At 60.4% G+C, this 22,031-nt stretch carries 21 protein-coding genes and 1 rRNA gene (1 of these 22 only partly in view); 9 read left to right on the top strand and 13 right to left on the bottom strand.

Annotation, left to right across the window (positions count from 1 at the left end):
* Positions 1–59 precede the first annotated feature (59 nt).
* Positions 60–959 carry a PA4780 family RIO1-like protein kinase gene (locus CWC48_RS07130; RefSeq protein WP_014716761.1) on the top strand — a complete coding sequence of 300 codons (900 nt, stop codon included), beginning with the start codon at positions 60–62 and terminating at the stop codon, positions 957–959.
* A 146-nt stretch (positions 960–1,105) separates the two neighbouring features.
* Here CWC48_RS07130 and cueR read toward each other — a convergent pair whose 3' ends face one another.
* The 3 genes from cueR to CWC48_RS07115 all read right to left on the bottom strand — a co-directional run bounded on the left by cueR (position 1,106) and on the right by CWC48_RS07115 (position 4,152).
* On the bottom strand, positions 1,106–1,507 hold the full coding sequence (gene cueR, locus CWC48_RS07125) for a Cu(I)-responsive transcriptional regulator (RefSeq protein WP_100491574.1): 402 nt from the start codon (positions 1,505–1,507) through the stop codon (positions 1,106–1,108).
* Positions 1,504–3,705 carry a cation-translocating P-type ATPase gene (locus CWC48_RS07120; protein WP_100491573.1) on the bottom strand — a complete coding sequence of 734 codons (2,202 nt, stop codon included), beginning with the start codon at positions 3,703–3,705 and terminating at the stop codon, positions 1,504–1,506. Before CWC48_RS07120 ends, cueR begins: the two co-directional genes overlap by 4 nt.
* 66 nt (positions 3,706–3,771) lie before the next feature.
* Positions 3,772–4,152: a hypothetical protein gene (locus CWC48_RS07115; protein WP_078046711.1), complete on the bottom strand. Its 381-nt coding sequence runs from the start codon at positions 4,150–4,152 to the stop codon at positions 3,772–3,774.
* A gap of 147 nt (positions 4,153–4,299) precedes the next feature.
* Between CWC48_RS07115 and CWC48_RS07110 the strand changes: the two genes are divergently transcribed.
* Together CWC48_RS07110 and CWC48_RS07105 are read left to right on the top strand one after the other, a co-directional pair.
* Positions 4,300–4,497: a heavy-metal-associated domain-containing protein gene (locus CWC48_RS07110; protein WP_100491572.1), complete on the top strand. Its 198-nt coding sequence runs from the start codon at positions 4,300–4,302 to the stop codon at positions 4,495–4,497.
* 85 nt (positions 4,498–4,582) lie between these two features.
* A complete protein-coding gene (locus CWC48_RS07105; RefSeq protein WP_100491571.1) occupies positions 4,583–5,776 on the top strand; it encodes a Bcr/CflA family multidrug efflux MFS transporter in 1,194 nt (397 codons plus the stop codon).
* Positions 5,777–5,784: 8 nt separating this feature from the next.
* On the opposite strand, the gene CWC48_RS07100 is transcribed toward CWC48_RS07105, so the two are convergent.
* The 3 genes from CWC48_RS07100 to CWC48_RS07090 all read right to left on the bottom strand — a co-directional run bounded on the left by CWC48_RS07100 (position 5,785) and on the right by CWC48_RS07090 (position 7,445).
* A complete protein-coding gene (locus CWC48_RS07100) occupies positions 5,785–5,967 on the bottom strand; it encodes a hypothetical protein (protein WP_100491570.1) in 183 nt (60 codons plus the stop codon).
* A gap of 145 nt (positions 5,968–6,112) precedes the next feature.
* Positions 6,113–7,126, bottom strand: a complete 1,014-nt coding sequence (locus CWC48_RS07095) for a zinc-binding alcohol dehydrogenase family protein (protein WP_078046714.1) — start codon at positions 7,124–7,126, stop codon at positions 6,113–6,115.
* A gap of 25 nt (positions 7,127–7,151) precedes the next feature.
* Positions 7,152–7,445, bottom strand: coding sequence for a putative quinol monooxygenase (locus CWC48_RS07090; protein ID WP_025857591.1), 294 nt, complete (start codon positions 7,443–7,445; stop codon positions 7,152–7,154).
* A 118-nt stretch (positions 7,446–7,563) separates the two neighbouring features.
* On the opposite strand from CWC48_RS07090, the gene CWC48_RS07085 reads away from it, so the two are divergent.
* Entirely contained in the window at positions 7,564–8,490 is a 927-nt protein-coding gene (locus tag CWC48_RS07085) for a LysR family transcriptional regulator (protein WP_078046716.1), read from the top strand.
* A gap of 137 nt (positions 8,491–8,627) precedes the next feature.
* Positions 8,628–9,320 (top strand): helix-turn-helix transcriptional regulator, encoded by a 693-nt coding sequence (locus CWC48_RS07080; protein ID WP_078046717.1) that lies wholly within the window; start codon positions 8,628–8,630, stop codon positions 9,318–9,320.
* A gap of 94 nt (positions 9,321–9,414) precedes the next feature.
* On the opposite strand, the gene CWC48_RS07075 is transcribed toward CWC48_RS07080, so the two are convergent.
* The gene (locus CWC48_RS07075) at positions 9,415–10,368 is read right to left on the bottom strand and encodes an adenosine deaminase (protein WP_012722045.1); all 954 of its coding nucleotides are present in this window, start codon (positions 10,366–10,368) and stop codon (positions 9,415–9,417) included.
* Between the two features lie 194 nt (positions 10,369–10,562).
* Between CWC48_RS07075 and CWC48_RS07070 the strand changes: the two genes are divergently transcribed.
* Positions 10,563–11,654 (top strand): calcium:proton antiporter, encoded by a 1,092-nt coding sequence (locus CWC48_RS07070; protein ID WP_099493349.1) that lies wholly within the window; start codon positions 10,563–10,565, stop codon positions 11,652–11,654.
* Here the strand turns inward: CWC48_RS07070 and CWC48_RS07065 are convergent, their stop codons facing one another.
* The 6 genes from CWC48_RS07065 to CWC48_RS07040 all read right to left on the bottom strand — a co-directional run bounded on the left by CWC48_RS07065 (position 11,655) and on the right by CWC48_RS07040 (position 17,636).
* Positions 11,655–13,010 (bottom strand): 8-oxoguanine deaminase, encoded by a 1,356-nt coding sequence (locus CWC48_RS07065; RefSeq protein WP_100491569.1) that lies wholly within the window; start codon positions 13,008–13,010, stop codon positions 11,655–11,657.
* A gap of 145 nt (positions 13,011–13,155) precedes the next feature.
* Positions 13,156–13,842, bottom strand: coding sequence for an SDR family oxidoreductase (locus CWC48_RS07060; protein ID WP_078046721.1), 687 nt, complete (start codon positions 13,840–13,842; stop codon positions 13,156–13,158).
* 49 nt (positions 13,843–13,891) lie between these two features.
* Positions 13,892–14,473, bottom strand: coding sequence for a YigZ family protein (locus tag CWC48_RS07055; RefSeq protein WP_099493346.1), 582 nt, complete (start codon positions 14,471–14,473; stop codon positions 13,892–13,894).
* A 12-nt stretch (positions 14,474–14,485) separates the two neighbouring features.
* Positions 14,486–15,145: a TetR/AcrR family transcriptional regulator gene (locus CWC48_RS07050; protein WP_078046723.1), complete on the bottom strand. Its 660-nt coding sequence runs from the start codon at positions 15,143–15,145 to the stop codon at positions 14,486–14,488.
* A gap of 87 nt (positions 15,146–15,232) precedes the next feature.
* Positions 15,233–16,627 (bottom strand): uracil-xanthine permease family protein, encoded by a 1,395-nt coding sequence (locus CWC48_RS07045; RefSeq protein WP_100491568.1) that lies wholly within the window; start codon positions 16,625–16,627, stop codon positions 15,233–15,235.
* Between the two features lie 88 nt (positions 16,628–16,715).
* A complete protein-coding gene (locus CWC48_RS07040; protein WP_078046725.1) occupies positions 16,716–17,636 on the bottom strand; it encodes a LysR family transcriptional regulator in 921 nt (306 codons plus the stop codon).
* A 125-nt stretch (positions 17,637–17,761) separates the two neighbouring features.
* On the opposite strand from CWC48_RS07040, the gene CWC48_RS07035 reads away from it, so the two are divergent.
* The 3 genes from CWC48_RS07035 to CWC48_RS07020 all read left to right on the top strand — a co-directional run.
* Positions 17,762–19,111, top strand: a complete 1,350-nt coding sequence (locus CWC48_RS07035) for an aspartate aminotransferase family protein (protein WP_065900385.1) — start codon at positions 17,762–17,764, stop codon at positions 19,109–19,111.
* A 39-nt stretch (positions 19,112–19,150) separates the two neighbouring features.
* Positions 19,151–20,644 (top strand): CoA-acylating methylmalonate-semialdehyde dehydrogenase, encoded by a 1,494-nt coding sequence (locus tag CWC48_RS07030; protein WP_099493344.1) that lies wholly within the window; start codon positions 19,151–19,153, stop codon positions 20,642–20,644.
* Between the two features lie 625 nt (positions 20,645–21,269).
* Positions 21,270–22,031, top strand: a 16S ribosomal RNA gene (locus tag CWC48_RS07020); it runs 775 nt beyond the window's last position.

Below are 22,031 nucleotides of genomic sequence, written 5' to 3'. Positions count from 1 at the left end.
TTGCCGTATAACGAGTGCCATACGCGTATTTGGTAATAAAGGACCCACAATAAAAGCTGATGAAGACTCCTAAACGCATTGAACCCCTGATCGAAGACGGTCTGGTCGACGAAGTGCTGCGCCCACTCATGAGTGGTAAAGAAGCAGCTGTTTATGTGGTGCGCTGCGGCAACGAATTGCGTTGCGCCAAGGTTTACAAGGAGGCGAACAAACGAAGTTTTCGTCAAGCGTCCGAATACCAGGAAGGCCGTAAGGTCCGTAACAGCCGGCAAGCCCGGGCCATGGCCAAGGGCTCCAAGTTCGGCAAGAAAGAAACCGAAGATGCCTGGCAGAACGCCGAAGTGGCGGCCTTGTTCCGCCTGGCCGGTGCGGGCGTTCGCGTGCCCCAGCCGTTCGACTTCCTGGAAGGCGTGCTGCTGATGGAACTGGTGGCCGACGAGTATGGCGATGCGGCGCCGCGTCTGAACGACGTAGTGCTGGAGCCGGACCAGGCGCGTGAATACCACGCTTTCCTGATTTCCCAGATCGTGCTGATGCTGTGTACCGGCCTGGTGCACGGTGACTTGTCCGAGTTCAACGTACTGCTCACGCCAACGGGCCCGGTGATCATCGACCTGCCCCAGGCCGTCGATGCGGCGGGCAACAACCACGCGTTCAGCATGCTGGAGCGGGATGTGGGCAACATGGCTTCCTATTTCGGGCGCTTTGCCCCGGAGTTGAAGAAGACCAAGTACGCCAAGGAAATGTGGGCCCTGTACGAAGCCGGCACCTTGCACCCGGCCAGCGTATTGACCGGCGAGTTCGACGAGCCGGAAGAGTTGGCGGATGTCGGCGGTGTGATCCGCGAGATCGAAGCCGCGCGGCTGGATGAAGAGCGTCGCCAGGCGATCCGGGCGGCGGATGATGCGCCACCGAGCAAAGTGCCGGACGAGCCGCCGCCACCGCCGTGGATGCAATGATCTTTGGGTAGATGAAGATCAACACTGTGGGAGCGGGCTTGCTCGCGAAAGCGGAGTGTCAGTCGATGCATGTGCTGACTGATCCGCCGCTTTCGCGAGCAAGCCCGCTCCCACATTTGGTTTTGCATGTATTCAGATAGATTCCATCAGACGCAGCAACTACCGGACGCCAATTCCTTGAGGATTGGGCAATCCGGCCGATGATCGCCTTGGCAGTGCTCCACCAGGTCCTGCAAGGTATCGCGCAGTTGCCCCAGCTCCAGAATCTTCTGGTTCAGCTCATTGATATGCTGGCGTGCCAACGCCTTGACATCGGCACTGGCCCGTTGCCGGTCCTGCCACAGGGTCAGCAGCTTGCCGACCTCTTCCAATGAAAACCCCAGGTCCCGCGAGCGTTTGATAAACGCCAGCGTGTGCAAGTCGTCACTGCCATACACGCGATAGCCACTGTCGGTGCGGTGGGCGGCTTTGAGCAGGCCGATGGATTCGTAGTAGCGAATCATCTTGGCGCTGAGCCCGCTCTGGCGTGCGGCTTGGCCGATATTCATGGGCGTTGATCCTCCAGGTCCTTAGGCTTCCACGTCTTCAACAGTAAGGCATTGCTCACCACGCTGACACTGGACAACGCCATCGCCGCGCCCGCCAGCACGGGATTGAGCAGGCCAAAGGCGGCCAGGGGAATGCCAATCAGGTTATACACAAAGGCCCAGAACAGGTTCTGGCGAATTTTCGCGTAGGTCTTGCGACTGATCTCCAGGGCTGCGGGCACCAGGCGCGGGTCGCCGCGCATCAGGGTGATGCCGGCCGCGTGCATGGCCACGTCGGTGCCACCGCCCATGGCGATGCCGATATCGGCGGCGGCCAGGGCCGGGGCGTCGTTGATGCCGTCGCCGACCATGGCCACCACCCCGGTTTTTTTCAACTCGGCGACGGTGGCGGCTTTATCGGCGGGCAGCACTTCGGCGTGCACATCGTCGATGCCCAGGGCGTGCGCGACCACACGGGCGCTGCCACGATTATCGCCGGTGAGCAAATGGCTGGTGATGTGCTGGGCCTTGAGTTGTTCCACGGCCTCCATCGCACCGGGCTTGAGCGTGTCGCCAAAGGCGAACAGCCCCAGCACACGCGGTTGCGCACCTTGCTCGATCAGCCAAGACAACGTGCGTCCTTCGGCTTCCCAGGCGTTGGCCGAGTCGGCGAGGTCGCCCGCGCTCAAGCCGCTTTCCTCCAGCAGGCGACGATTGCCCAACGCCAACTGCCGTCCCTCCAGCGTGCCGGCGATGCCGCGTCCGGTCAGGGATTGGCTGGCCGTCACGTCGGCCACGGGCAGCCCTTTTTCGTTGCACGCATCCAGCACGGCCTTGGCCAGCGGGTGTTCGCTGCCGCGCTGCAGTGCACCGGCGTGCTGCAACAGCAGCGATTCGTTGCCATCCACTGCCGCCAGGTGGGCAATTTTCGGCGTGCCGGAGGTGAGGGTGCCGGTCTTGTCGAAGACCACGGCGCTCACCTCATGGGCGCGTTCCAGGGCTTCGGCGTCCTTGATCAGGATGCCGTGGCGTGCGGCGACACCCGTGCCGGCCATGATCGCAGTCGGCGTGGCCAGGCCCAGGGCGCACGGGCAGGCGATTACCAGCACGGCCACGGCATTGATGATTGCGGTTTCCAGCGGCGCGCCATACAGCCACCAACCCACCAGGGTAGCCAACGCCAGCACCAGCACGGCCGGGACGAAGATTTGGCTGACTTTGTCCACCAGCTTATGGATCGGTGCCTTGGCGGCCTGGGCGTCTTCGACCAAACGGATGATCCGCGCCAATACGCTTTCAGCGCCAAGGGCCAGGGTGCGCACCAGCAGGCGGCCTTCGCCGTTGATGGCGCCGCCGGTAACGGTATCGCCAGGCTGTTTCGGGACCGGCAGGCTTTCGCCGCTGATCAAGGCTTCGTCGGCATGGCTTTGACCCTCGACCACTTCGCCGTCCACCGGGAAGCGCTCGCCAGGCTTGACCATCACCAGGTCACCGAGCTTCAACGCATTGATGGCGACGTCTTCTTCGCGCCCTTCAATGACCCGAATCGCCCGCTCGGGACGCAAGGCTTCCAGGGCGCGGATGGCGCTGGCAGTCTGGCGCTTGGCGCGGCTCTCCAGGTATTTGCCCAGCAGCACCAGGGCGATCACTACCGCCGAGGCTTCGAAGTACAGGTGCGGTGCCATGCCGGGGTGAGCGGTGAGCCATTCATACATACTCAGGCCGTAACCGGCGCTGGTGCCGATGGCCACCAGCAAGTCCATATTGCCGGCACCGGCACGCACGGCTTTCCAGGCAGCAATATAGAAGCGCGCGCCGAAGATGAATTGCACCGGCGTGGCCAGGGCGAACTGTGCCCAGGCGGGCAGCATCCAGTGCAGGCCGAAGGGTTCCACCAACATCGGCAGCACCAACGGCAATGCCAGCAGGATCGCCAGCAGCAGCGCCCAACGCTCACGCTGCAGGCGCTGGGCTTGATTGGCGTCGGTGGCGGTTTCGCTTTGGGGCAGGGTGGCGGTGTAGCCGGCTTTGTCGACTGCGGCGATCAGCACGCCGGGGTCCATCTGGCCCAGCACTTCAACATGGGCGCGCTCGTTGGCCAGGTTGACGCTGACGCGTTGCACCCCCGGCACCTTGCTCAGCGCGCGCTCGACCCGGCCGGCACAGCTGGCGCAGGTCATGCCGCCGATGGGCAGGTCAAAGGTGGTGGATCCATTCATGGGGCAGTCCTCCAGGAGACGTTGCCCGTAGGATCAACCTTGACCTGTGGGGAAGGTCAAGCGCCTTTAATATTCCAATGCGGCGGGCTTGAGGTACATGCCATCCGGGCCTTGGGCGATACGCAACTTGCGTACGTCACCGACCTTGAGCGTGATGTTTTGCGCGGGCGGTGCCAGCATCCCTGGCAGGCAGCCTGGGGATTGGCCTGGCAGCAGCTTCAGGCGCAAGGACAGGTTGCCCGCCGGCAGGTTGAAGGACGTGGCTTGTTCCTGGAACAGCCGGCCCGCCAGTTGGTCATTCAGGTACAAGCCGATTTCGCAGTTGGTCGGCACTTCCAGGCGTTCCCGGGAAATGATCAGCACCGCATAGTCTTCGGCGGCGATAGCCTGCGGCGCAGCGGCAGACAAGCTCATCAGGCCGAGAAGGGCAAAAAACGACCAGCGCATGGCGAATGCTCCGTGGTGTGAATCGAAGATAGGTGAAGCTTGGCCGACGACGCCAATGATTACCAGCCCGGCAGATATTCCCGTAACTTGACCTTGCCATCGTGGCAAGCTTGAGACTGGGTCCAACCTCATCAAAGGAGTCATGTCATGCAAGTATTCAGCGTTGAAGGAATGACCTGCGGCCATTGCGTTCGAGCGGTGACCCAGGCATTACAGGGCAAGGACCCGGCAGCCAGTGTGAAGGTCGACCTGGCGGCAAAGGAAGTGGGCATCGAAAGCCGCCTGTCTGCCGAGGAAGTGATCAAGGCGATCACCGAAGAGGGCTACAGCGCCAAGCTCGCCTGACGCGAACAAATAGTTAGCGAGCTATCGTGTTCAATGCACCCAAGCGCGGCTAGACTATCGGGCTGCCGTCTTACTTGGGTGCCCGATGAACCTCCGCATAATCCTGATTCTGGGTGCCTTGAGCGCCTTTGCGCCGTTGGCGATCGATTTTTACCTGCCGGGCTTTCCGGCCATGGCCAAGGCTTTCGCGACCGATGAAAAACACATCCAGCTGACCCTGGCGGTGTACTTCGGTGGCCTGGCCATCGGCCAATTGATCTACGGCCCACTGGCTGACCGCTTCGGACGACGCGGCCCGCTGCTCAGTGGTGTCACTCTGTTCACCTTGGCGTCCTTTGCGTGTGCCTTTGCGCCTTCGCTGGAGGGGCTGATTGCTGCGCGCTTTGTGCAGGCCCTGGGTGGCTGCGCGGGCATGGTGATTTCCCGTGCGGTGGTCAGCGACAAATGTGATGCGGTGGGCTCGGCCAAAGTGTTTTCCCAGCTGATGCTGGTCACCGGCCTGGCGCCGATCCTCGCACCGCTGGCAGGCGGGTTGATGGTCGGGCTGTGGGGTTGGCAGTCGATCTTCCTCGCGCTGTCGATATTCAGCGTAATGGCCGCCATTGCCGTGGCAGTCGGGTTGCCGGAAACCTTTCCGGCGCATCAGCCACGTCAGCCGTTGTCCGGGTCGCTGCGTCGCTACGCAGCATTGTTGTCGGACCGCGTCTACTTGGGGTACGCCCTGACAGGCGGTATCTCGATTGCCGGGATGTTTGCCTACATCGCCGGTTCACCTTTCGTGTTTATCCAACTCTACGGCGTGCCTGCCGAGCATTACGGCTGGCTGTTCGGTTCCAACGCTGCGGGCTTTATCCTGGTGGCCCAAGTGAATGCGCGGTTGCTGTCCAAGCGTGGGCCCGCGTTTCTACTGTCGCGCAGTGTGTGGGTCTACCTGTTGGCGGCGCTGACGTTGCTCGGCATTGCAGCCTTGCGCACCGATGCGCTGTGGCCATTGCTGGTGCCGTTGTTTATCTGCATCGCCAGCCTGGGCTGCATTTTGCCCAATACCTCGGCGTGTGCCATGAGCGGCCAGGGAGCACGGGCGGGTAGCGCATCGGCGTTGCTCGGTTGCATTCAGTTTGGCGTGGCGGCGGGGGCGGCGTCGTTGGTGGGGATCCTGCACGACGGCACGGCGATGCCGATGGCCATGGTCATCAGCTTGTGCGGGGTATTGGCGGTGACGATTGCGATGTCGACCCAGCGCCTGCAACGCAAACGGGCCTTGCAGGCACAGGTCTGAAGAGCGGATCAGCCAGCGGCGGAGCGTTGCTGGCTGTTTGGAAAACGGTGGGGCGCCTGGATACGGGCTTGCAGGGTGTCGGCAAAGGCACGGGCTTCGGCCTCGGTGCGGAAGGTGAACGCGTCCCGGTCGAGACGAACCTGCCATTTATTGCCTGCGGATTTTGCTAACGCTTTTATCAGGATCTTCATTGCTGACTTCCTCACGTAAAAGAATCGTGGCAAAGGCGGCTAATATAAACCCGAACACGCTCACAAATATGACAAAGGTCAACTCTCGGACTAATGGCACCGTCCATCACTCAGGTGAATAACAGACGGCGCCGACGCGTAGATTTCAGAACCCTTCCAGCACGATCTTGCCCTTGGCCTTGCCGCTTTCCAGCAGGGCATGAGCGCGTCGCAGGTTCGCGGCATTGATCACACCAAAGTGCTCACCCACCGTGGTTTTCAGGGTACCGGCGTCGATCAGTTCGGCCACGCGGTTAAGCAGGTTGTGCTGCTCGATCATGTCCGGCGTCTCGAACATCGAGCGTGTGTACATGAACTCCCAGTGCAGCGACAGGCTCTTGCGCTTGAGCTTGCTGACATCCAGCGCCTTGGGGTCGTCGATCAGTGCCAGCTTGCCCTGGGGTTGCAGGGCTTCGACCAGTTGGTCCAGGTGATGATCGGTCTGGGTCAGGCTGGCGACGTGGGTCACTTGCGGGTGACCGGCGGCTGTCAGTGCTTCGCTCAGCGGTTGGCTGTGATCGATCACCAGGTCGGCACCGAGGGCCTTGGCCCATTCCTGGGTTTCCGGGCGAGAGGCTGTACCGATCACTTTAAGGGCCGTGAGCTGGCTGGCCAGTTGGGTCAGGATCGACCCCACGCCACCGGCAGCGCCGACGATCAGCAGGCTCTGGCCTTCGTCCTGCTTGCCTTCACGCACGTGCAGGCGTTCGAACAGCAGTTCCCAGGCGGTAATGGCGGTCAGCGGCAGTGCGGCGGCATCGGCAAAGCCCAGGCTCTTGGGCATGTGGCCGACGATGCGCTCATCCACGGTGTGCAGTTCGCTGTTACCGCCCGGGCGCACCAGCGAGCCGGCGTAGAACACCTTGTCACCGGCCTTGAACAACGTCACTTCGCTGCCGACCGCCTTGACCACGCCGGCCACGTCCCAGCCCAGCACTTTGGCGGCGCCGTTTTCCGGGGCGACGTTCTGGCGCACCTTGGTGTCCACGGGGTTGACCGAGATGGCTTTGACTTCCACCAGCAAGTCGCGCGGACCGGCGACGGGCGCTGGCAATTCGATGTCTTGCAGGGCGTTGGGATCGTTGATCGGCAGTGACGCGTAGTAGGCAATGGCTTTCATGATGGCTCCGGAAAATGGCGGGTGATCAGGCGAGAAATTTCAGGCGCTTGAGTTCGAAGTGTTCGATGACATCGGCGGCCTTGGCGCGAAAGCTCTGGATGTGCGCGCTCTGGTCGTGGTCGGCCAGTGCCGCGTCGTCGCTCCAGCGTTCGAGCATGTAGAAGGTCTCGGGGTGTTGCAGGTCCTGGTGCAGGTCGTACTGCTCGCAGCCGGCTTCCAGGCGCGTGGGTTCCAGCAGGCCGCGCAGCAGGGTTTCCAGGGTGGCCTGTTGGCCGGGTTTGGCGATCAGCGTGGCAATGACGTTAAAGGCAGTGGACATATTCAACTCCAGGCACGTGATGAACGGGATGCACAGATGATTGGCTATTTCCCGCGCCGATAAAAGCGGCTAAAACAGCAGTCTGTTTCAATAAAATATTGATAATGAGCGGGAATGCATGCTGCGTTTTGATGATTTGCAGTTGTTTGTACGTGCGGCGGACCTCGGTAGCCTGTCCGCTGCTGCACGGGTCATGGACCTGTCACCGGCTGTCGCAAGTGCGGCGCTCAAGCGTATCGAGCAGCAATTGGGCACACGCTTGCTGGCGCGGTCTACCCGCAGCCTGCGCCTGACCGCCGAAGGCGACGGCTTCCTGGAATATGCTCGCGCTGCCTTGAGCTCGCTGGATGAAGGCCGACGCTTGTTGGCCAGTGGCCAGGACCATGTCAGCGGCGTGCTGCAGCTATCGGCTCCGTCGGATTTCGGGCGTAATCAGCTGCTGCCCTGGTTGGACGAGTTCCAGCGGGAGTACCCGCATTTGACCGTACGGCTGCTGTTGGGCGATCGAATTGCCGATCTGTTCCGCCAGCCGGTGGATATTGCCCTGCGCTACGGTGAGCCCGAGGACTCCAGCCTGATCGCGCTGCCCGTCGCGCCGGATAACGTTCGCGTGCTGTGTGCCTCCCCCAGCTATCTCGCGCGCTATGGTGAGCCTCGGCACCTGGAGCAACTGGCCCAGCACAATTGCCTGCTCTATATGCTCGGCAGCCGGGTCCACGATCATTGGACCTTCCGCGACGGTAAGCGCGAAATCAGCCTGACCGTCACCGGCGACCGCTTCAGTGACGATGCCGATGTGGTCCGTCGTTGGGCGGTGGCGGGTGTGGGCATTGCCTACAAGTCCTGGCTCGATGTGAGCACCGATGTGCTGGCGGGGCGCTTGCGTCTGATCCTGCCGGAGCTGCGTGGCGAGCGCACGCCGCTCAATTTGTTGTGTGCTCACCGTGCGCAGCTGAGCAAACCCATCAACCTGTTGCGAGAAATGCTTGTGTCCCGCTGTGCGACGTTGACCGCTCAGTTACCGGAACGATTGAGCGCGACGTAACGCCCTCCACCACAAGAGGAAATTTCACTCATTCCCTGTCCCTATCCGCGCTGTCAGACGCCGTGGAACCGGCGGTTTGCGCCCCTATACTCTGGCGCTGACCTCAATGGGAAAATAATTCAACAGGGAGTGAAACGATGGAAGCAGCACCGTGCATCAGTCAGATCGCCAGCTTACTTGCTGAACCCAAACGCACTGCGATGCTATGGGCGTTGATGGATGGCTCGGCCAAGTCGCCGGTCGAGTTGGCGACACTCGCCGGGTTGTCAGCAACCTCTGCCAACGCGCACCTGGCGCGACTGACCGCCGGTGGTTTGCTGCGCGTAGAGGCCAGGCGTGGCAAGCGCTTGTTTCGCGTGGCGGCGCCGGATGTCAGCGCAGCCATTGATGCCCTGGCCAGGACTACCATGGCGTGCGCCGCGCGCAGCACGTCGGATAATTTGCCAGCCCTGGTCGCGCCGGCGTTGTTACGGCAGGCCCGGTTGTGCCACGGCCACCTGGGTGGAGAGCTGGGGGCGCAGTTGTATCAACATCTGCTGGAAGCGGGATGGATCGAGCGCCATGAGCAGCGTACCGATATCACGGTCAAAGGTGCGCTGTGCCTGGCAGGCCTGGGGATTTTCACCCAGGCATTGGCGTCGCCGCTGGTGTGCAACTGCTTTGACTGGAGCCAGCAGCAGCCGCATCTGGGCGGGGCGTTGGGGGCGGGGTTGTTGCAGTTGTTCTTGCAGTCGAACTGGATCAGCGTGATCAATGAGTCCCAGGCCTTGCAGGTCCATGCTATCGGACGGCAGGAAATCACCCGATTGGCCGTGCCAGCGAGGAGCTGACTGCGTAGGAACCGGCTGGCCGGCGATAGGATCACCTCGGTCATCCTGAACAACCCGAGGTGTCTGCATCGCCGGCAAGCCGGCGCTTACGGGATCACGGTTTGACCAGTCGCGCATCCAGGCTGTTTTGCGCCAGGCGTTTGGCCTGGTCCTGGGTCATGCCCAGCGAGGTGTACAGCGCGTGGAAGTTTTCGGTGACATAACCGCCGAAGTAGGCCGGGTCATCCGAATTCACCGTCACCTTCACGCCACGCTCAAGCATGTCGAGGATGTTGTGCTGGGCCATGTCGTCGAACACGCACAGCTTGGTGTTGGACAGCGGGCACACAGTCAGCGGGATTTGCTCGTCGATGATGCGTTGCATCAGGCGCTCGTCTTCGATGGCGCGTACGCCATGGTCGATACGCTGGATCTTCAGCAGGTCGATGGCTTCCCAGATGTACTCGGGTGGGCCTTCTTCGCCGGCGTGGGCCACGGTGAGGAAGCCTTCGTGACGAGCACGGTCGAACACGCGCTGGAATTTGCTTGGCGGGTGACCCATTTCCGAGCTGTCCAGGCCCACGGCCACGAACGCGTCACGGAACGGCAGCGCCTGGTCGAGGGTTTTCTCGGCTTCGGCTTCGCTCAAGTGGCGCAGGAAGCTGAGGATCAAGCCGCTGGTGATGCCCAGTTGCTGCTCGCCATCTTTGAGCGCGGCGGCGATGCCGTTAAGCACCACTTCGAACGGTATGCCACGGTCAGTGTGGGTTTGCGGGTCGAAGAAGGGTTCGGTGTGGATCACGTTCTGCTCTTTGCAGCGCAGCAGGTAGGCCCAGGTCAGGTCGTAGAAATCCTGGGACGTGCGCAACACATCAGCGCCCTTGTAATACAGGTCGAGGAACTCTTGCAGGTTGTTGAAGGCGTAGGCCTTGCGCAGGGTTTCGACGTCGTTCCACGGCAGCGCAATCTTGTTGCGCTCGGCCAGGGCGAACAGCAGCTCAGGCTCCAGCGAGCCTTCCAGGTGCAGGTGCAGTTCAGCCTTGGGCAGGGCGTTTAGCCAATCGTACATTTTCTAAATTCTCATCAGGTGCAATGGCGGCATTCTACAGCCCATGGCTGAAATAATTGGCAAAACCTGACCAGCAGGAGAGTTTTGCTTTTATTCATGCAAGGTTCCCGTGAACTAAGGTGTAACGAAACGTTAGCGGCTTGGCGCAGTCTGTACCCCATCAATGACTGATTTGCCGTACTAAAAGGCCCGGAATGCTCACATCCCTCAAGCAAGAAAAATTCATGCTGCTGGCGCTGATTGCCGCCATTGCCGCCTACCCATTGGAGCACTGGATGCTCCACAGCGGGCAAGTGGTGGCGCTGCTGGCGGGCGTGGTGCTGATTGGCTTCATCGTGGCGGCGTCGATGCGCGTGGCCCATCACGCTGAACAACTCGCGGAAAAAGTCGGCGACCCTTACGGCACCATGATCCTCACGCTCGCCGCTGTGCTGGTGGAAGTGGTGATCCTGGCGATCATGATGAGCAATGAGCCGTCGCCCACCTTGGTGCGCGACACCATCTACTCGGCGGTGATGCTCGACATCAACGGGATTCTCGGCCTCGCCGCGTTGATGGGCGGCATCAAGCATGGCGAACAGTCCTACAACGACGATTCGGCGCGAACCTACAGCGTGATGATCCTCACCGCCATGGGCGTGTCGATGGTGGTGCCGGAATTTATCCCCGAAGCCGACTGGAAAATTTATTCGGCCTTCACCATCGGCGCGATGGTGGTGTTGTACACCCTGTTCCTGCGCATGCAGGTGGGGCCGCACAGCTACTTCTTCAGCTACAGCTACCCGGAGAAACGTCGCAAGAAACAGCCGGAAGAAGAACAGGCGCAGCCGGTCAACCTGGCGTTTTCCATCGGCACGTTGGTGTTTGGTGTGATCGTGATCGGGGCGCTGGCCGAGGTGATGTCCAAAACGTTGGACCTGGGCCTGGAAGGCACGGGGGCGCCGCCGGTGATTACGGCGATTGTGGTCGCGGCCATTTCGGCAGCACCGGAGATTCTGACGGCATTGCGCGCCGCGTTGGCCAACCGCATGCAGTCGGTGGTCAACATCGCGTTGGGTGCATCGTTGTCGACGGTGATCCTGACGGTGCCGGTGATGGAGGCGATGGCGCTCTACACCGGCCAGCCGTTCCAGATGGCGATGACGCCGGTACAAACGGTGATGGTGTTTATCACGCTGATCGTCAGCGCGATCAACCTCAACGATGGCGAAACCAACGCCATCGAAGGGATGACCCATTTCGTGCTGTTTGCGACCTTTATCATGCTGTCGCTGTTGGGGTTGTAATCAGCCAGCGATCAACTGCCGCGCGGCCTGGGTGTGATCGGCGATCAGGCCTCTCAGGTCCAGGCCTTCGACCTGGCCGTCGATCACGCGCCATTTGCCTGCAATCATCACCCGGTCCGCACGGTCGGCGCCGCACAACAGCAGCGCCGAAATCGGATCATGGCTACCGGAGAAGCGCAGCTCGTCGAGCTTGAACAGCGCCAGGTCGGCCTGTTTTCCGACGGCCAATTCGCCGATATCCGTACGGCCCAGCAACTGCGCCGATCCTTTGGTTGCCCAGCCCAGCACGCCTTCCGGGGTGATCTTTTCCGCGCCGTAACGCAGGCGCTGGATGTACAACGCCTGGCGCGCTTCAAGGATCATATTCGACGCATCGTTGGACGCGGAACCGTCCACACCCAGTCCGATAGGCGCGCCTGCCGCGAGCAGGTCCAGGGTCGGGCAGATGCCGGACGCGAGGCGCATGTTCGAGCTTGGGCAATGGCAGATACCCGTGCCGGCGGCGCCCAGGCGCGCAATTTCATCCGGGTTGAAGTGAATGCCATGAGCCAGCCAGGTACGTGGGCCGAGCCAGCCGACGCTGTCGAGGTAGTCCACGGTGCGCAGGCCGAAGCGTTGCAGGCAGAAGTCTTCCTCGTCGAGGGTTTCCGCCAGGTGGGTGTGCAGGCGTACATCCAGGCGGTTGGCCAGTTCGGCACTGGCTTCCATGATTTCCGGGGTGACGGAAAACGGTGAGCAGGGCGCCAGTGCGATCTGGATTTGCGCGCCGTCACCACGCTGGTGGTATTCGCGGATCAGCCGCTGACTGTCTTCAAGGATGACTTGGCCCTGCTGCACCGTCTGTTGCGGTGGCAGGCCGCCGTCGGCTTCACCCAAACTCATGGAACCACGGGTGAGCATGGCGCGCATGCCCAACTCGCGGACGCTTTCCACTTGTACGTCGATGGCGTTTTCCAGGCCGTCGGGGAACAAGTAGTGGTGGTCCGCCGCTGTGGTGCAGCCCGAGAGCAGCAGTTCGGCCAATGCGACTTTGCTGGCGAGAGCGAGCTTTTCCGGGGTGAGTCGTGCCCAGACCGGGTACAGGGTTTTCAACCAGGGAAACAACGGCTGATTGACCACCGGCGCCCAGGCGCGGGTCAGGGTCTGATAGAAATGATGGTGGGTGTTGATCAGGCCCGGCAGGACCACATGCTCACGGGCATCGAATACCTGTGTGCAGGGTTGTGTGGGCTCTTGTCCCAGGGCCAGCACTTCGGTGATCACACCGTCTTTCAGCACCAGGCCGCCACGGGCATCGAGGCCATTGGCGGTGAAAATCGCGAGGGGGTTTTTTAACCAGATACGGGTCGCAGGCATTGGCCGGCTCCTCTGAATGATGGGTTCAGGTTTGCCAGCTCAGTGTTGCCCTGTCTGCTGATCCAGGGTCGCCGGTAAAGGCGAGGGGGCAGTCTACGCGCGGATCGTTACCGACGGCAATCGGTCGATAACGATCCTCAGGGTTTTACCAGGCGATGGTGTCGCCTTTGTAATCGATGAAATGATGGCCGCCTTTGCCAGTGTAGGCGTTCACCTGGTCCACCAGGCCGCGCACGCTGGTGTCGACGTCGATGTGTGCGTTTTCACCGCCCATGTCGGTCTTCACCCAGCCTGGGTGCAACGACAGCACGGTCAACTTATGGTCGCCCAGCTGGGTAATAAAGCTGTTGGTCATGGAGTTGAGTGCCGCCTTGCTGGCTTTGTACAGCGCCAGGTCGGAGCCGTCGGGGATGGTCACGCTACCCAGTACCGAACTCATGAAGGCCAATACGCCGCTGTCTTTACGAATTTGCCCGACAAAACGCTGGGCGAGGTTGATCGGCGCTACGGCGTTGGTGAAGAACAGTTGGCCGACTTCTGCCAAGGTGGCGTGGCCCGGCTCTTGATTGGCGGGGCCCTTGACGCCGGCGTTGACGAACAGCAGGTCAAAGGTCCGTTCCTTCAGGCGTTGGCTCAGGGCGATCACGGCTTGCTGGTCGTCCATGTCGAGTTTTTCGATCTTTACTGGGCCGACGGCCTTCAGGGCATCGGCCCTGCTCGGGTCACGCACGGTGGCCGTCACGTCCCAACCGTCCTGCAACAGTTGCTTGACCAAGCCAAGGCCCAGCCCGCGCGAGGCGCCGATGATCAATGCGGTTTTTGGCGTAGACATGAAAAGCTTCCTTTAGAGTCGCGGTTCAGGGAGTGCAACGTTAGCAGTTTCAGCGTTGTAGCAGGATACGCCCACGGCTGAGGTCGGCAAGCTGAGTCTGCAGGGTATCGATATGCGCTTCGCCCAAGGCGAGTTGCAACTCGACGCCATTGGCGGTGAAGGTTTCGTCGACCACCAGCCCGCCCAGTTCAGCAACGCGCAATTTCACCAGGTTCAGCTCGGCGAACCCGCAGGCGCAGCTCAAGGGGACACGGCTGATCAGTTCGATGCGGTCGGCATTTTGCAGGCATTTATTCGCGCCGCCACCGTAGGCGCGTGCGAGGCCGCCGGTGCCCAATTGGATGCCGCCGTACCAGCGAATCACCAACACCGCGACCTGATCAAAACCTTGCGCCTCGATGGCTGCGAGGATCGGGCGCCCGGCGGTGCCGCCGGGTTCGCCGTCGTCATTGCTGCGGTATTGGTCGGCCAGTTTCCAGGCCCAGCAATTGTGCGTGGCGTTCAGGTCGCTGTGTTGCTCGAAAAACGCCTGGGCGTCTTGCGCGCTGGTGATCGGTGCGGCGAGGGTAATAAAGCGGCTTTTGCGTATTTCTTCGCGAAACTCGCAAAGGCCGGTGAGCGTGAAAGGCATAAGTCGCTTCGATTAATAGACGGGCTTGATGCCACAGCCCTTGAGAATGATGTGGATCAGGTTGGTGCCGGCGTCTTCCATGTCCTGCTTGGTCAGCTTGGTACGACCGGTGACGCGGCAAATCTGGGTGGCAAAGTCGGCGTAGTGCTGGGTGCTGCCCCACAACAGGAAGATCAGGTGCACGGGGTCTATGGGGTCCATCTTGCCGGCGTCGATCCAAGCCTGGAACACGGCCGCGCGGCCGCTGAACCAGGCGCGGTAGTCCTGGCTGAAATATTCGGTCAGGCATTCGCCGCCGCTGATAATCTCCATGGCGAAGATCCGCGAGGCCTGGGGGTGGCGTCGCGAAAACTCCATCTTGGTGCGGATGTAGCGGGTGAGGGCCACGGCTGGGTCATCCTCGGCGGTCAGCGCGTTGAAGGTGCTGTCCCACAGTTCGAGGATATTGCTGAGCACCGCGATGTACAGCCCCAGCTTGTTAGTGAAGTAGTAATGCAGGTTGGCCTTCGGCAGTCCGGCACTGGCAGCGATGGTGTTCATGCTGGTGCCTTTGAAGCCATGGCGCGCGAACTCATCTTCAGCAGCCTGGAGAATCGCTTGTTCGTTCTTTTGCCGAATGCGGCTGGCGGGTTTACCGGCTTGGTTGCTGTGGGCAGGAACTTCGAGGCTCATGGAGGTTTCCGTGCTGATCGATAGAGACGACGTGTGCACAGATAACCCACCCTCAAGCCCCAGACAAGTCCTGATGCAATAAAACCGTCAAAGCGGTTCCAGACTGTCGCTTTCCGGCGCTTTGTTTGCGGCAGTCACGGGCGCTTTGCTTTCCGGCAGCAGCAGGCACAACAGGATGGCCGTCAACCCGCCGCTGGTGATGGCCGAGTCAAACAGGTTCTGCACCAGCGTTGGCATCAGGTGCAGCAGGTTCGGTTGGGCGGCGATACCCAGGCCGACGCCAAACGAGGTGGCGATGATCAGCATGCTGCGCCGGTCCAGCGGAGCCTGGGCAAGAATGCGCACGCCGGCGGCGGCCACACTCCCGAACATCACCAGGGTTGCGCCGCCCAGTACCGGCTTGGGGATTTGCTGCAGCACGGCACCAATCAACGGAAACAGGCCCAGGCAAAACAGCACCACGCCGATGTAGAGGCCAACGTAACGGCTGGCCACGCCAGTGAGTTGGATCACGCCGTTGTTCTGCGCGAAGGTGGTGTTGGGGAAGGCGCTGAAAGTGGCAGCGATCATGCAGCTCACGCCGTCGCCGAGTACGCCGCCTTTGAGCCGGCTTATATAAGAGGGGCCGCTGATGGGCTGACGGGCGATCATGCAGTTGGCGGTGAGGTCGCCAACGGTTTCGATGCTGCTGATCAGATAAATCAGCGCGATCGGCAGGAAAGCGCTCCAGTCGAACTTGAAACCAAAGCGGAACGGAATCGGCACGCTGACCAGCGGCAGGTCGGGTAGGGCCTGGGGCACGAGTTTGCCGCTGAACCAGGCGGCGAGGCTGCCGAGCGCGAGTCCGATGATGATTGCAGAGAGGCGTACCCAAGGGGTGTTGGAGCGGTTGAGCAAAATGATCGTCAGCACCACGAACAGGCCCAGTGCCAGGTTGGTGGGCGCGCCGAAATCGGCGGCGTTGAACCCGCCGCCAAGGTCAGTGATACCGACCTTGATCAAGCTGATGCCGATCAGGGTGATGACAATCCCCGTCACCAGTGGCGTGATGACCCGACGCAGTTGGCCGATAAACCGGCTCAACACGATTTGCACCGCAGCACCGAAAAAGCACACGCCAAAGATCATCGCCATGATGTCCTCCGGGCTGCCGCCTCGTTGTTTCACCAGGAAGCCTGCCGACAGCACCGCGCCGAGGAACGCGAAGCTCGTGCCTTGCAGGCAGATCATCCCGGCGCCGATACCAAAAGGTCTACGCGCCTGGATGAACGTGCCTACACCGGAAACCATCAGCGCCATGCTGATGAGGTAGGGCAAATGGGCGATGAGTCCCAAGGTAGAGCCGATGATCAGCGGCGGGGTGATGATGCCGACGAAAGCGGCGAGTACGTGTTGCAGGGCGGCGAGGAAGGCCGGGGCAGGTTTCGGCCGATCGTTGAGGCCGTAAATCAGGTCGCTGGGGCTGGAAGATTCTGGTGGCATGGCGGGCAAACTCGAGTCGGACGGTTCTAGGTCCTTGAACTCTTGCAAAAAGCTGTCCAGTTGCTCAGCTTTTTGCGCAAGGCCCGAGCTAGCGCGTTGCAGCCAGGCTTTCGAGGAAGCTTTCCAGCACCAAATGGGGGCGACGGCCTTTGCGCGTGACCGATGCGAGGCTTAAATCGTAAAACCGTGTAGCCGGTTTCAGCGCACGCAGTCGGCCTTGTTGTACCCATAGGCTGGCGTAGTGATCAGGCAGGTAGCCGATGTAGCGGCCGGTGAGAATCAGGAACGCCATGCCTTCTCGGTCAGAGGCGCTGGCGGTGCAGTTGAGCGCCTGGTAATGGGCCTGGATCTCGGCGGGCAAGCGAAAGGTTGGGGCGATGGCGTCTTGGGCATCGATGCGTGCATCGTCCAGTTGTTTATCGTCGGCATAGAACAGCGGGTGGCCCACCGCGCAGTAGAGCAGGGAGCGCTCGCTGTACAGCGGCTGGTATTCCAGACCCGACAGTGCGCTGGCCTGTGGCACCACGCCGACATGCAGGCGGCCGTCGAGGACGCCTTGCTCGACTTCATTGGGAGCGATCATGCGGATCTGGATCTGCACGTCCGGGCCGCGCTCCTTCAACTGTGCGAGTGCGTGGGTGATGCGCATGTGGGGCAGGGTGACGAGGTTGTCGGTGAGGCCGATGATCAGCTCGCCACGCAGATGCTGGTGCAGGCCGTTGACTTCGGTGCGAAAGCTTTCCAGAGCACTTAATAGTTGCAGGGCTGACTGATAGACCTCGCGGCCCTCTTCGGTCAGGGAAAAACCGGCGCGGCCGCGTTGGCACAGTCTTAATCCGAGCCGTTGTTCGAGATCGCTCATTTGCTGGCTGATCGCCGAACGCCCGATGCCCAATACGGTTTCGGCCGCCGAAAAGCCGCCGCATTCCACCACGCTGCGAAAGATGCGCAGCAGGCGGATATCGAAGTCACTGACTTGGGCCAAAGGGTCGGGTCGACGGCTGCTCATAGTTTAGTGAAGGTCTGACTGAAGGTTAGAAGAGTTGGATTTCACCGACTTTATCGCCGTGGCAATTTAGCTGCAACAACGCTTTTCAATCCCGACGCTGCCTTTTGCCTTGCGAGGTTTTGCTGATGAACATGCCCGAAAACGCCCCATCGTCCCTGGCCAGCCAATTGAAGCTGGATGCTCACTGGATGCCGTACACCGCCAACCGTAACTTCCAGCGTGACCCGCGCCTGATCGTTGCTGCCGAAGGAAGCTGGCTGACGGATGACAAGGGCCGCAAGGTGTACGACTCGCTGTCGGGCCTGTGGACGTGCGGCGCTGGGCACACCCGCAAGGAAATCCAGGAAGCGGTCGCCAAGCAACTGGGCACGCTGGACTACTCGCCGGGCTTCCAATACGGTCATCCGCTGTCCTTTCAACTGGCGGAAAAGATCACCGACCTGACCCCAGGCAACCTGAACCACGTGTTCTTCACCGACTCCGGCTCCGAGTGCGCCGATACCGCGGTGAAGATGGTGCGTGCGTACTGGCGTCTAAAAGGCCAGGCCACCAAGACCAAGATGATCGGCCGCGCCCGTGGTTACCACGGTGTGAACATCGCCGGCACCAGCCTGGGTGGCGTCAACGGTAACCGTAAGCTGTTTGGCCAGGGTTTGATGGACGTTGACCATTTGCCGCACACCTTGCTGGCAAGCAATGCCTTCTCCCGTGGCATGCCGGAGCAGGGCGGTATCGCGCTGGCCGACGAACTGCTCAAGCTGATCGAATTGCACGATGCGTCGAACATCGCCGCAGTCTTTGTCGAGCCAATGGCCGGCTCCGCTGGCGTGCTGGTACCGCCGCAGGGCTACCTCAAGCGTCTGCGTGAGATCTGTGATCAACACAACATCCTGCTGGTGTTCGACGAAGTGATCACCGGTTTCGGCCGTACTGGCTCAATGTTTGGTGCCGACAGCTTCGGTGTGACCCCGGACCTGATGTGCATCGCCAAGCAAGTCACCAACGGCGCTATCCCGATGGGCGCCGTGATTGCCAGCAGCGAGATCTATCAGACCTTCATGAACCAGGCGACGCCGGAGTACGCGGTGGAATTCCCCCACGGCTATACCTATTCGGCGCACCCGGTAGCCTGTGCGGCCGGCCTGGCGGCGTTGGACCTGTTGCAGAAGGAAAACCTGGTGCAGAGCGTGGCCGAAGTCGCACCGCACTTTGAGAATGCGCTGCATGGCCTGAAGGGCAGCAAGAACGTGATCGACATTCGCAACTACGGTCTGGCCGGCGCGATCCAGATCGCCCCGCGTGACGGCGATGCCATCGTGCGACCATTCGAGGCCGGCATGGCCTTGTGGAAAGCAGGTTTCTACGTGCGTTTTGGCGGCGACACCCTGCAGTTCGGGCCAACCTTTAACAGCAAGCCGCAAGACCTGGATCGCCTGTTCGATGCGGTCGGTGAAGTGCTGAACAAGATCGACTGATTTCTCCTTCTATATAGAACAACTTTTCAGGAGCCCTGCATGAGCCTTATCCAGCATTTGATCAACGGTGAATTGATCAACGACAGCGGTCGCAGTGCCGACGTGTACAACCCGTCCACCGGCCAGGTGATCCACCAGGTGCCGCTGGCCAGCCGTGAAACCATTCAACAGGCGATCGACGCAGCCAAGGCGGCGTTCCCGGCGTGGCGTAATACCCCGCCGGCCAAACGCGCCCAAGTGATGTTCCGTTTCAAGCAGTTGCTGGAGCAGAACGAAGCGCGTATCTCCCAATTGATCAGCGAAGAGCACGGCAAGACGCTGGAAGATGCCGCGGGTGAGCTGAAGCGTGGGATCGAGAACGTCGAGTACGCGTGTTCGGCGCCGGAAATTCTGAAGGGCGAGTACAGTCGTAACGTAGGGCCGAACATTGATGCTTGGTCGGATTTCCAACCGCTGGGTGTAGTGGCTGGTATCACGCCGTTCAACTTCCCGGCGATGGTGCCGTTGTGGATGTACCCGCTGGCGATCGTCTGTGGCAACTGTTTCATCCTCAAGCCATCGGAGCGTGATCCAAGCTCGACGCTATTGATCGCACAGCTGCTGCAGGAGGCCGGTCTGCCTAAAGGCGTGTTGAGCGTGGTGCACGGCGACAAGGGCGCGGTGGATGCGCTGATCGAAGCACCGGAAGTGAAAGCGCTGAGCTTCGTGGGCTCGACGCCGATTGCCGAGTACATCTATTCTGAAGCAACCAGGCGCGGTAAACGCGTCCAGGCGTTGGGTGGGGCGAAGAACCACGCGGTACTGATGCCGGATGCGGATTTGGACAACGCCGTCAGTGCTCTGATGGGCGCGGCATACGGTTCCTGCGGCGAGCGTTGCATGGCGATCTCGGTGGCCGTGTGCGTGGGCGACCAGGTGGCGGATGCGTTGATCGCCAAGCTCGTGCCGCAGGTCAAGGCGTTGAAGATCGGTGCGGGCACCTCTTGCGGCCTGGATATGGGGCCGCTGGTAACCGGGCAGGCTCGGGATAAAGTCAGCGGCTATATAGAAGACGGTGTTTCATCGGGCGCCAAGTTGGTGGTTGATGGTCGCGGTCTGAGCGTTGCGGGGCACGAGGAGGGGTTCTTCCTGGGTGGCAGTCTGTTTGATCATGTGACGCCTGAAATGCGTATCTACAAAGAAGAGATCTTTGGGCCGGTGCTGTGTGTGGTGCGAGTGGCTAGCCTGGAAGCGGCGATGCAACTGATCAATGATCACGAATACGGTAACGGAACCTGCATCTTCACCCGTGACGGTGAAGCGGCGCGGCTGTTCTGTGACGAGATTGAAGTGGGCATGGTGGGCGTTAACGTTCCACTGCCGGTGCCGGTGGCCTATCACAGCTTTGGTGGCTGGAAGCGTTCGCTGTTTGGCGACCTGCATGCCTATGGGCCGGATGGGGTACGTTTCTACACCCGTCGTAAGGCGATTACCCAGCGTTGGCCGCAACGGGCCAGTCATGAAGCGTCTCAGTTTGCCTTCCCTAGTTTGTAAGGTTGGCTAGAAAGCCGGCCCCTTGGGGCCGGCTTTTGCGTTTTTGGGGCCTTTTTGACCGATATGACAGAAATGTGAAAAAAGGTGTTGACGGCAGATTCTGGAAGTCTATAATTCGCCCCACTTCCGGCGCAGTCGAAACGGAAAACTCCTTGGTAAACAAAGAGTTACGCAGAATTCGACAGTGACTTGCTTCAGTTCATCGAAGCCCAGAAGGAGTTGGTAGAGCAGTGTTGTTTGGCTCTATTAACGTTTCGATCTTCTCGGTCGAAAGCGGAGAAAAAGAGGTGTTGACAGCAGCGTGTAACGCTGTAGAATTCGCCTCCCGCTAACGAGAGATCGGAAGCGCAAGTGGTTGAAGTTGTTGAAGAAATCTTCGAAAACTTCTGAAAATAATCACTTGACAGCAAATGAGGCTGCTGTAGAATGCGCGCCTCGGTTGAGACGAAAGATCTTAACCAACCGCTCTTTAACAACTGAATCAAGCAATTCGTGTGGGTGCTTGTGGAGTCAGACTGATAGTCAACAAGATTATCAGCATCACAAGTTACTCCGCGAGAAATCAAAGATGTAACCAACGATTGCTGAGCCAAGTTTAGGGTTTCTTAAAAACCCAAAGATGTTTGAACTGAAGAGTTTGATCATGGCTCAGATTGAACGCTGGCGGCAGGCCTAACACATGCAAGTCGAGCGGTAGAGAGAAGCTTGCTTCTCTTGAGAGCGGCGGACGGGTGAGTAATGCCTAGGAATCTGCCTGGTAGTGGGGGATAACGTTCGGAAACGGACGCTAATACCGCATACGTCCTACGGGAGAAAGCAGGGGACCTTCGGGCCTTGCGCTATCAGATGAGCCTAGGTCGGATTAGCTAGTTGGTGAGGTAATGGCTCACCAAGGCGACGATCCGTAACTGGTCTGAGAGGATGATCAGTCACACTGGAACTGAGACACGGTCCAGACTCCTACGGGAGGCAGCAGTGGGGAATATTGGACAATGGGCGAAAGCCTGATCCAGCCATGCCGCGTGTGTGAAGAAGGTCTTCGGATTGTAAAGCACTTTAAGTTGGGAGGAAGGGTTGTAGATTAATACTCTGCAATTTTGACGTTACCGACAGAATAAGCACCGGCTAACTCTGTGCCAGCAGCCGCGGTAATACAGAGGGTGCAAGCGTTAATCGGAATTACTGGGCGTAAAGCGCGCGTAGGTGGTTTGTTAAGTTGGATGTGAAATCCCCGGGCTCAACCTGGGAACTGCATTCAAAACTGACTGACTAGAGTATGGTAGAGGGTGGTGGAATTTCCTGTGTAGCGGTGAAATGCGTAGATATAGGAAGGAACACCAGTGGCGAAGGCGACCACCTGGACTAATACTGACACTGAGGTGCGAAA

Origin of the sequence: Pseudomonas sp. S10E 269 (genome assembly GCF_002798465.1) — a bacterium.
GTDB classification, from domain to species: Bacteria; Pseudomonadota; Gammaproteobacteria; order Pseudomonadales; family Pseudomonadaceae; genus Aquipseudomonas; species Aquipseudomonas pergaminensis.
The sequence above is the reverse complement of the archived record's forward strand: the minus strand, read 5'-3'. Positions and strand labels throughout refer to the sequence as shown.

Bases quoted from the DNA above. Each gene is read 5' to 3' on its own strand.
- CWC48_RS07130 (WP_014716761.1), top strand. From the start codon at position 60: ATGAAGACTCCTAAACGCATTGAACCCCTGATCGAAGACGGTCTGGTC.
- cueR (WP_100491574.1), bottom strand. From the start codon at position 1,507: ATGAATATCGGCCAAGCCGCACGCCAGAGCGGGCTCAGCGCCAAGATG.
- CWC48_RS07120 (WP_100491573.1), bottom strand. From the start codon at position 3,705: ATGAATGGATCCACCACCTTTGACCTGCCCATCGGCGGCATGACCTGC.
- CWC48_RS07115 (WP_078046711.1), bottom strand. From the start codon at position 4,152: ATGCGCTGGTCGTTTTTTGCCCTTCTCGGCCTGATGAGCTTGTCTGCC.
- CWC48_RS07110 (WP_100491572.1), top strand. From the start codon at position 4,300: ATGCAAGTATTCAGCGTTGAAGGAATGACCTGCGGCCATTGCGTTCGA.
- CWC48_RS07105 (WP_100491571.1), top strand. From the start codon at position 4,583: ATGAACCTCCGCATAATCCTGATTCTGGGTGCCTTGAGCGCCTTTGCG.
- CWC48_RS07100 (WP_100491570.1), bottom strand. From the start codon at position 5,967: ATGAAGATCCTGATAAAAGCGTTAGCAAAATCCGCAGGCAATAAATGG.
- CWC48_RS07095 (WP_078046714.1), bottom strand. From the start codon at position 7,126: ATGAAAGCCATTGCCTACTACGCGTCACTGCCGATCAACGATCCCAAC.
- CWC48_RS07090 (WP_025857591.1), bottom strand. From the start codon at position 7,445: ATGTCCACTGCCTTTAACGTCATTGCCACGCTGATCGCCAAACCCGGC.
- CWC48_RS07085 (WP_078046716.1), top strand. From the start codon at position 7,564: ATGCTGCGTTTTGATGATTTGCAGTTGTTTGTACGTGCGGCGGACCTC.
- CWC48_RS07080 (WP_078046717.1), top strand. From the start codon at position 8,628: ATGGAAGCAGCACCGTGCATCAGTCAGATCGCCAGCTTACTTGCTGAA.
- CWC48_RS07075 (WP_012722045.1), bottom strand. From the start codon at position 10,368: ATGTACGATTGGCTAAACGCCCTGCCCAAGGCTGAACTGCACCTGCAC.
- CWC48_RS07070 (WP_099493349.1), top strand. From the start codon at position 10,563: ATGCTCACATCCCTCAAGCAAGAAAAATTCATGCTGCTGGCGCTGATT.
- CWC48_RS07065 (WP_100491569.1), bottom strand. From the start codon at position 13,010: ATGCCTGCGACCCGTATCTGGTTAAAAAACCCCCTCGCGATTTTCACC.
- CWC48_RS07060 (WP_078046721.1), bottom strand. From the start codon at position 13,842: ATGTCTACGCCAAAAACCGCATTGATCATCGGCGCCTCGCGCGGGCTG.
- CWC48_RS07055 (WP_099493346.1), bottom strand. From the start codon at position 14,473: ATGCCTTTCACGCTCACCGGCCTTTGCGAGTTTCGCGAAGAAATACGC.
- CWC48_RS07050 (WP_078046723.1), bottom strand. From the start codon at position 15,145: ATGAGCCTCGAAGTTCCTGCCCACAGCAACCAAGCCGGTAAACCCGCC.
- CWC48_RS07045 (WP_100491568.1), bottom strand. From the start codon at position 16,627: ATGCCACCAGAATCTTCCAGCCCCAGCGACCTGATTTACGGCCTCAAC.
- CWC48_RS07040 (WP_078046725.1), bottom strand. From the start codon at position 17,636: ATGAGCAGCCGTCGACCCGACCCTTTGGCCCAAGTCAGTGACTTCGAT.
- CWC48_RS07035 (WP_065900385.1), top strand. From the start codon at position 17,762: ATGAACATGCCCGAAAACGCCCCATCGTCCCTGGCCAGCCAATTGAAG.
- CWC48_RS07030 (WP_099493344.1), top strand. From the start codon at position 19,151: ATGAGCCTTATCCAGCATTTGATCAACGGTGAATTGATCAACGACAGC.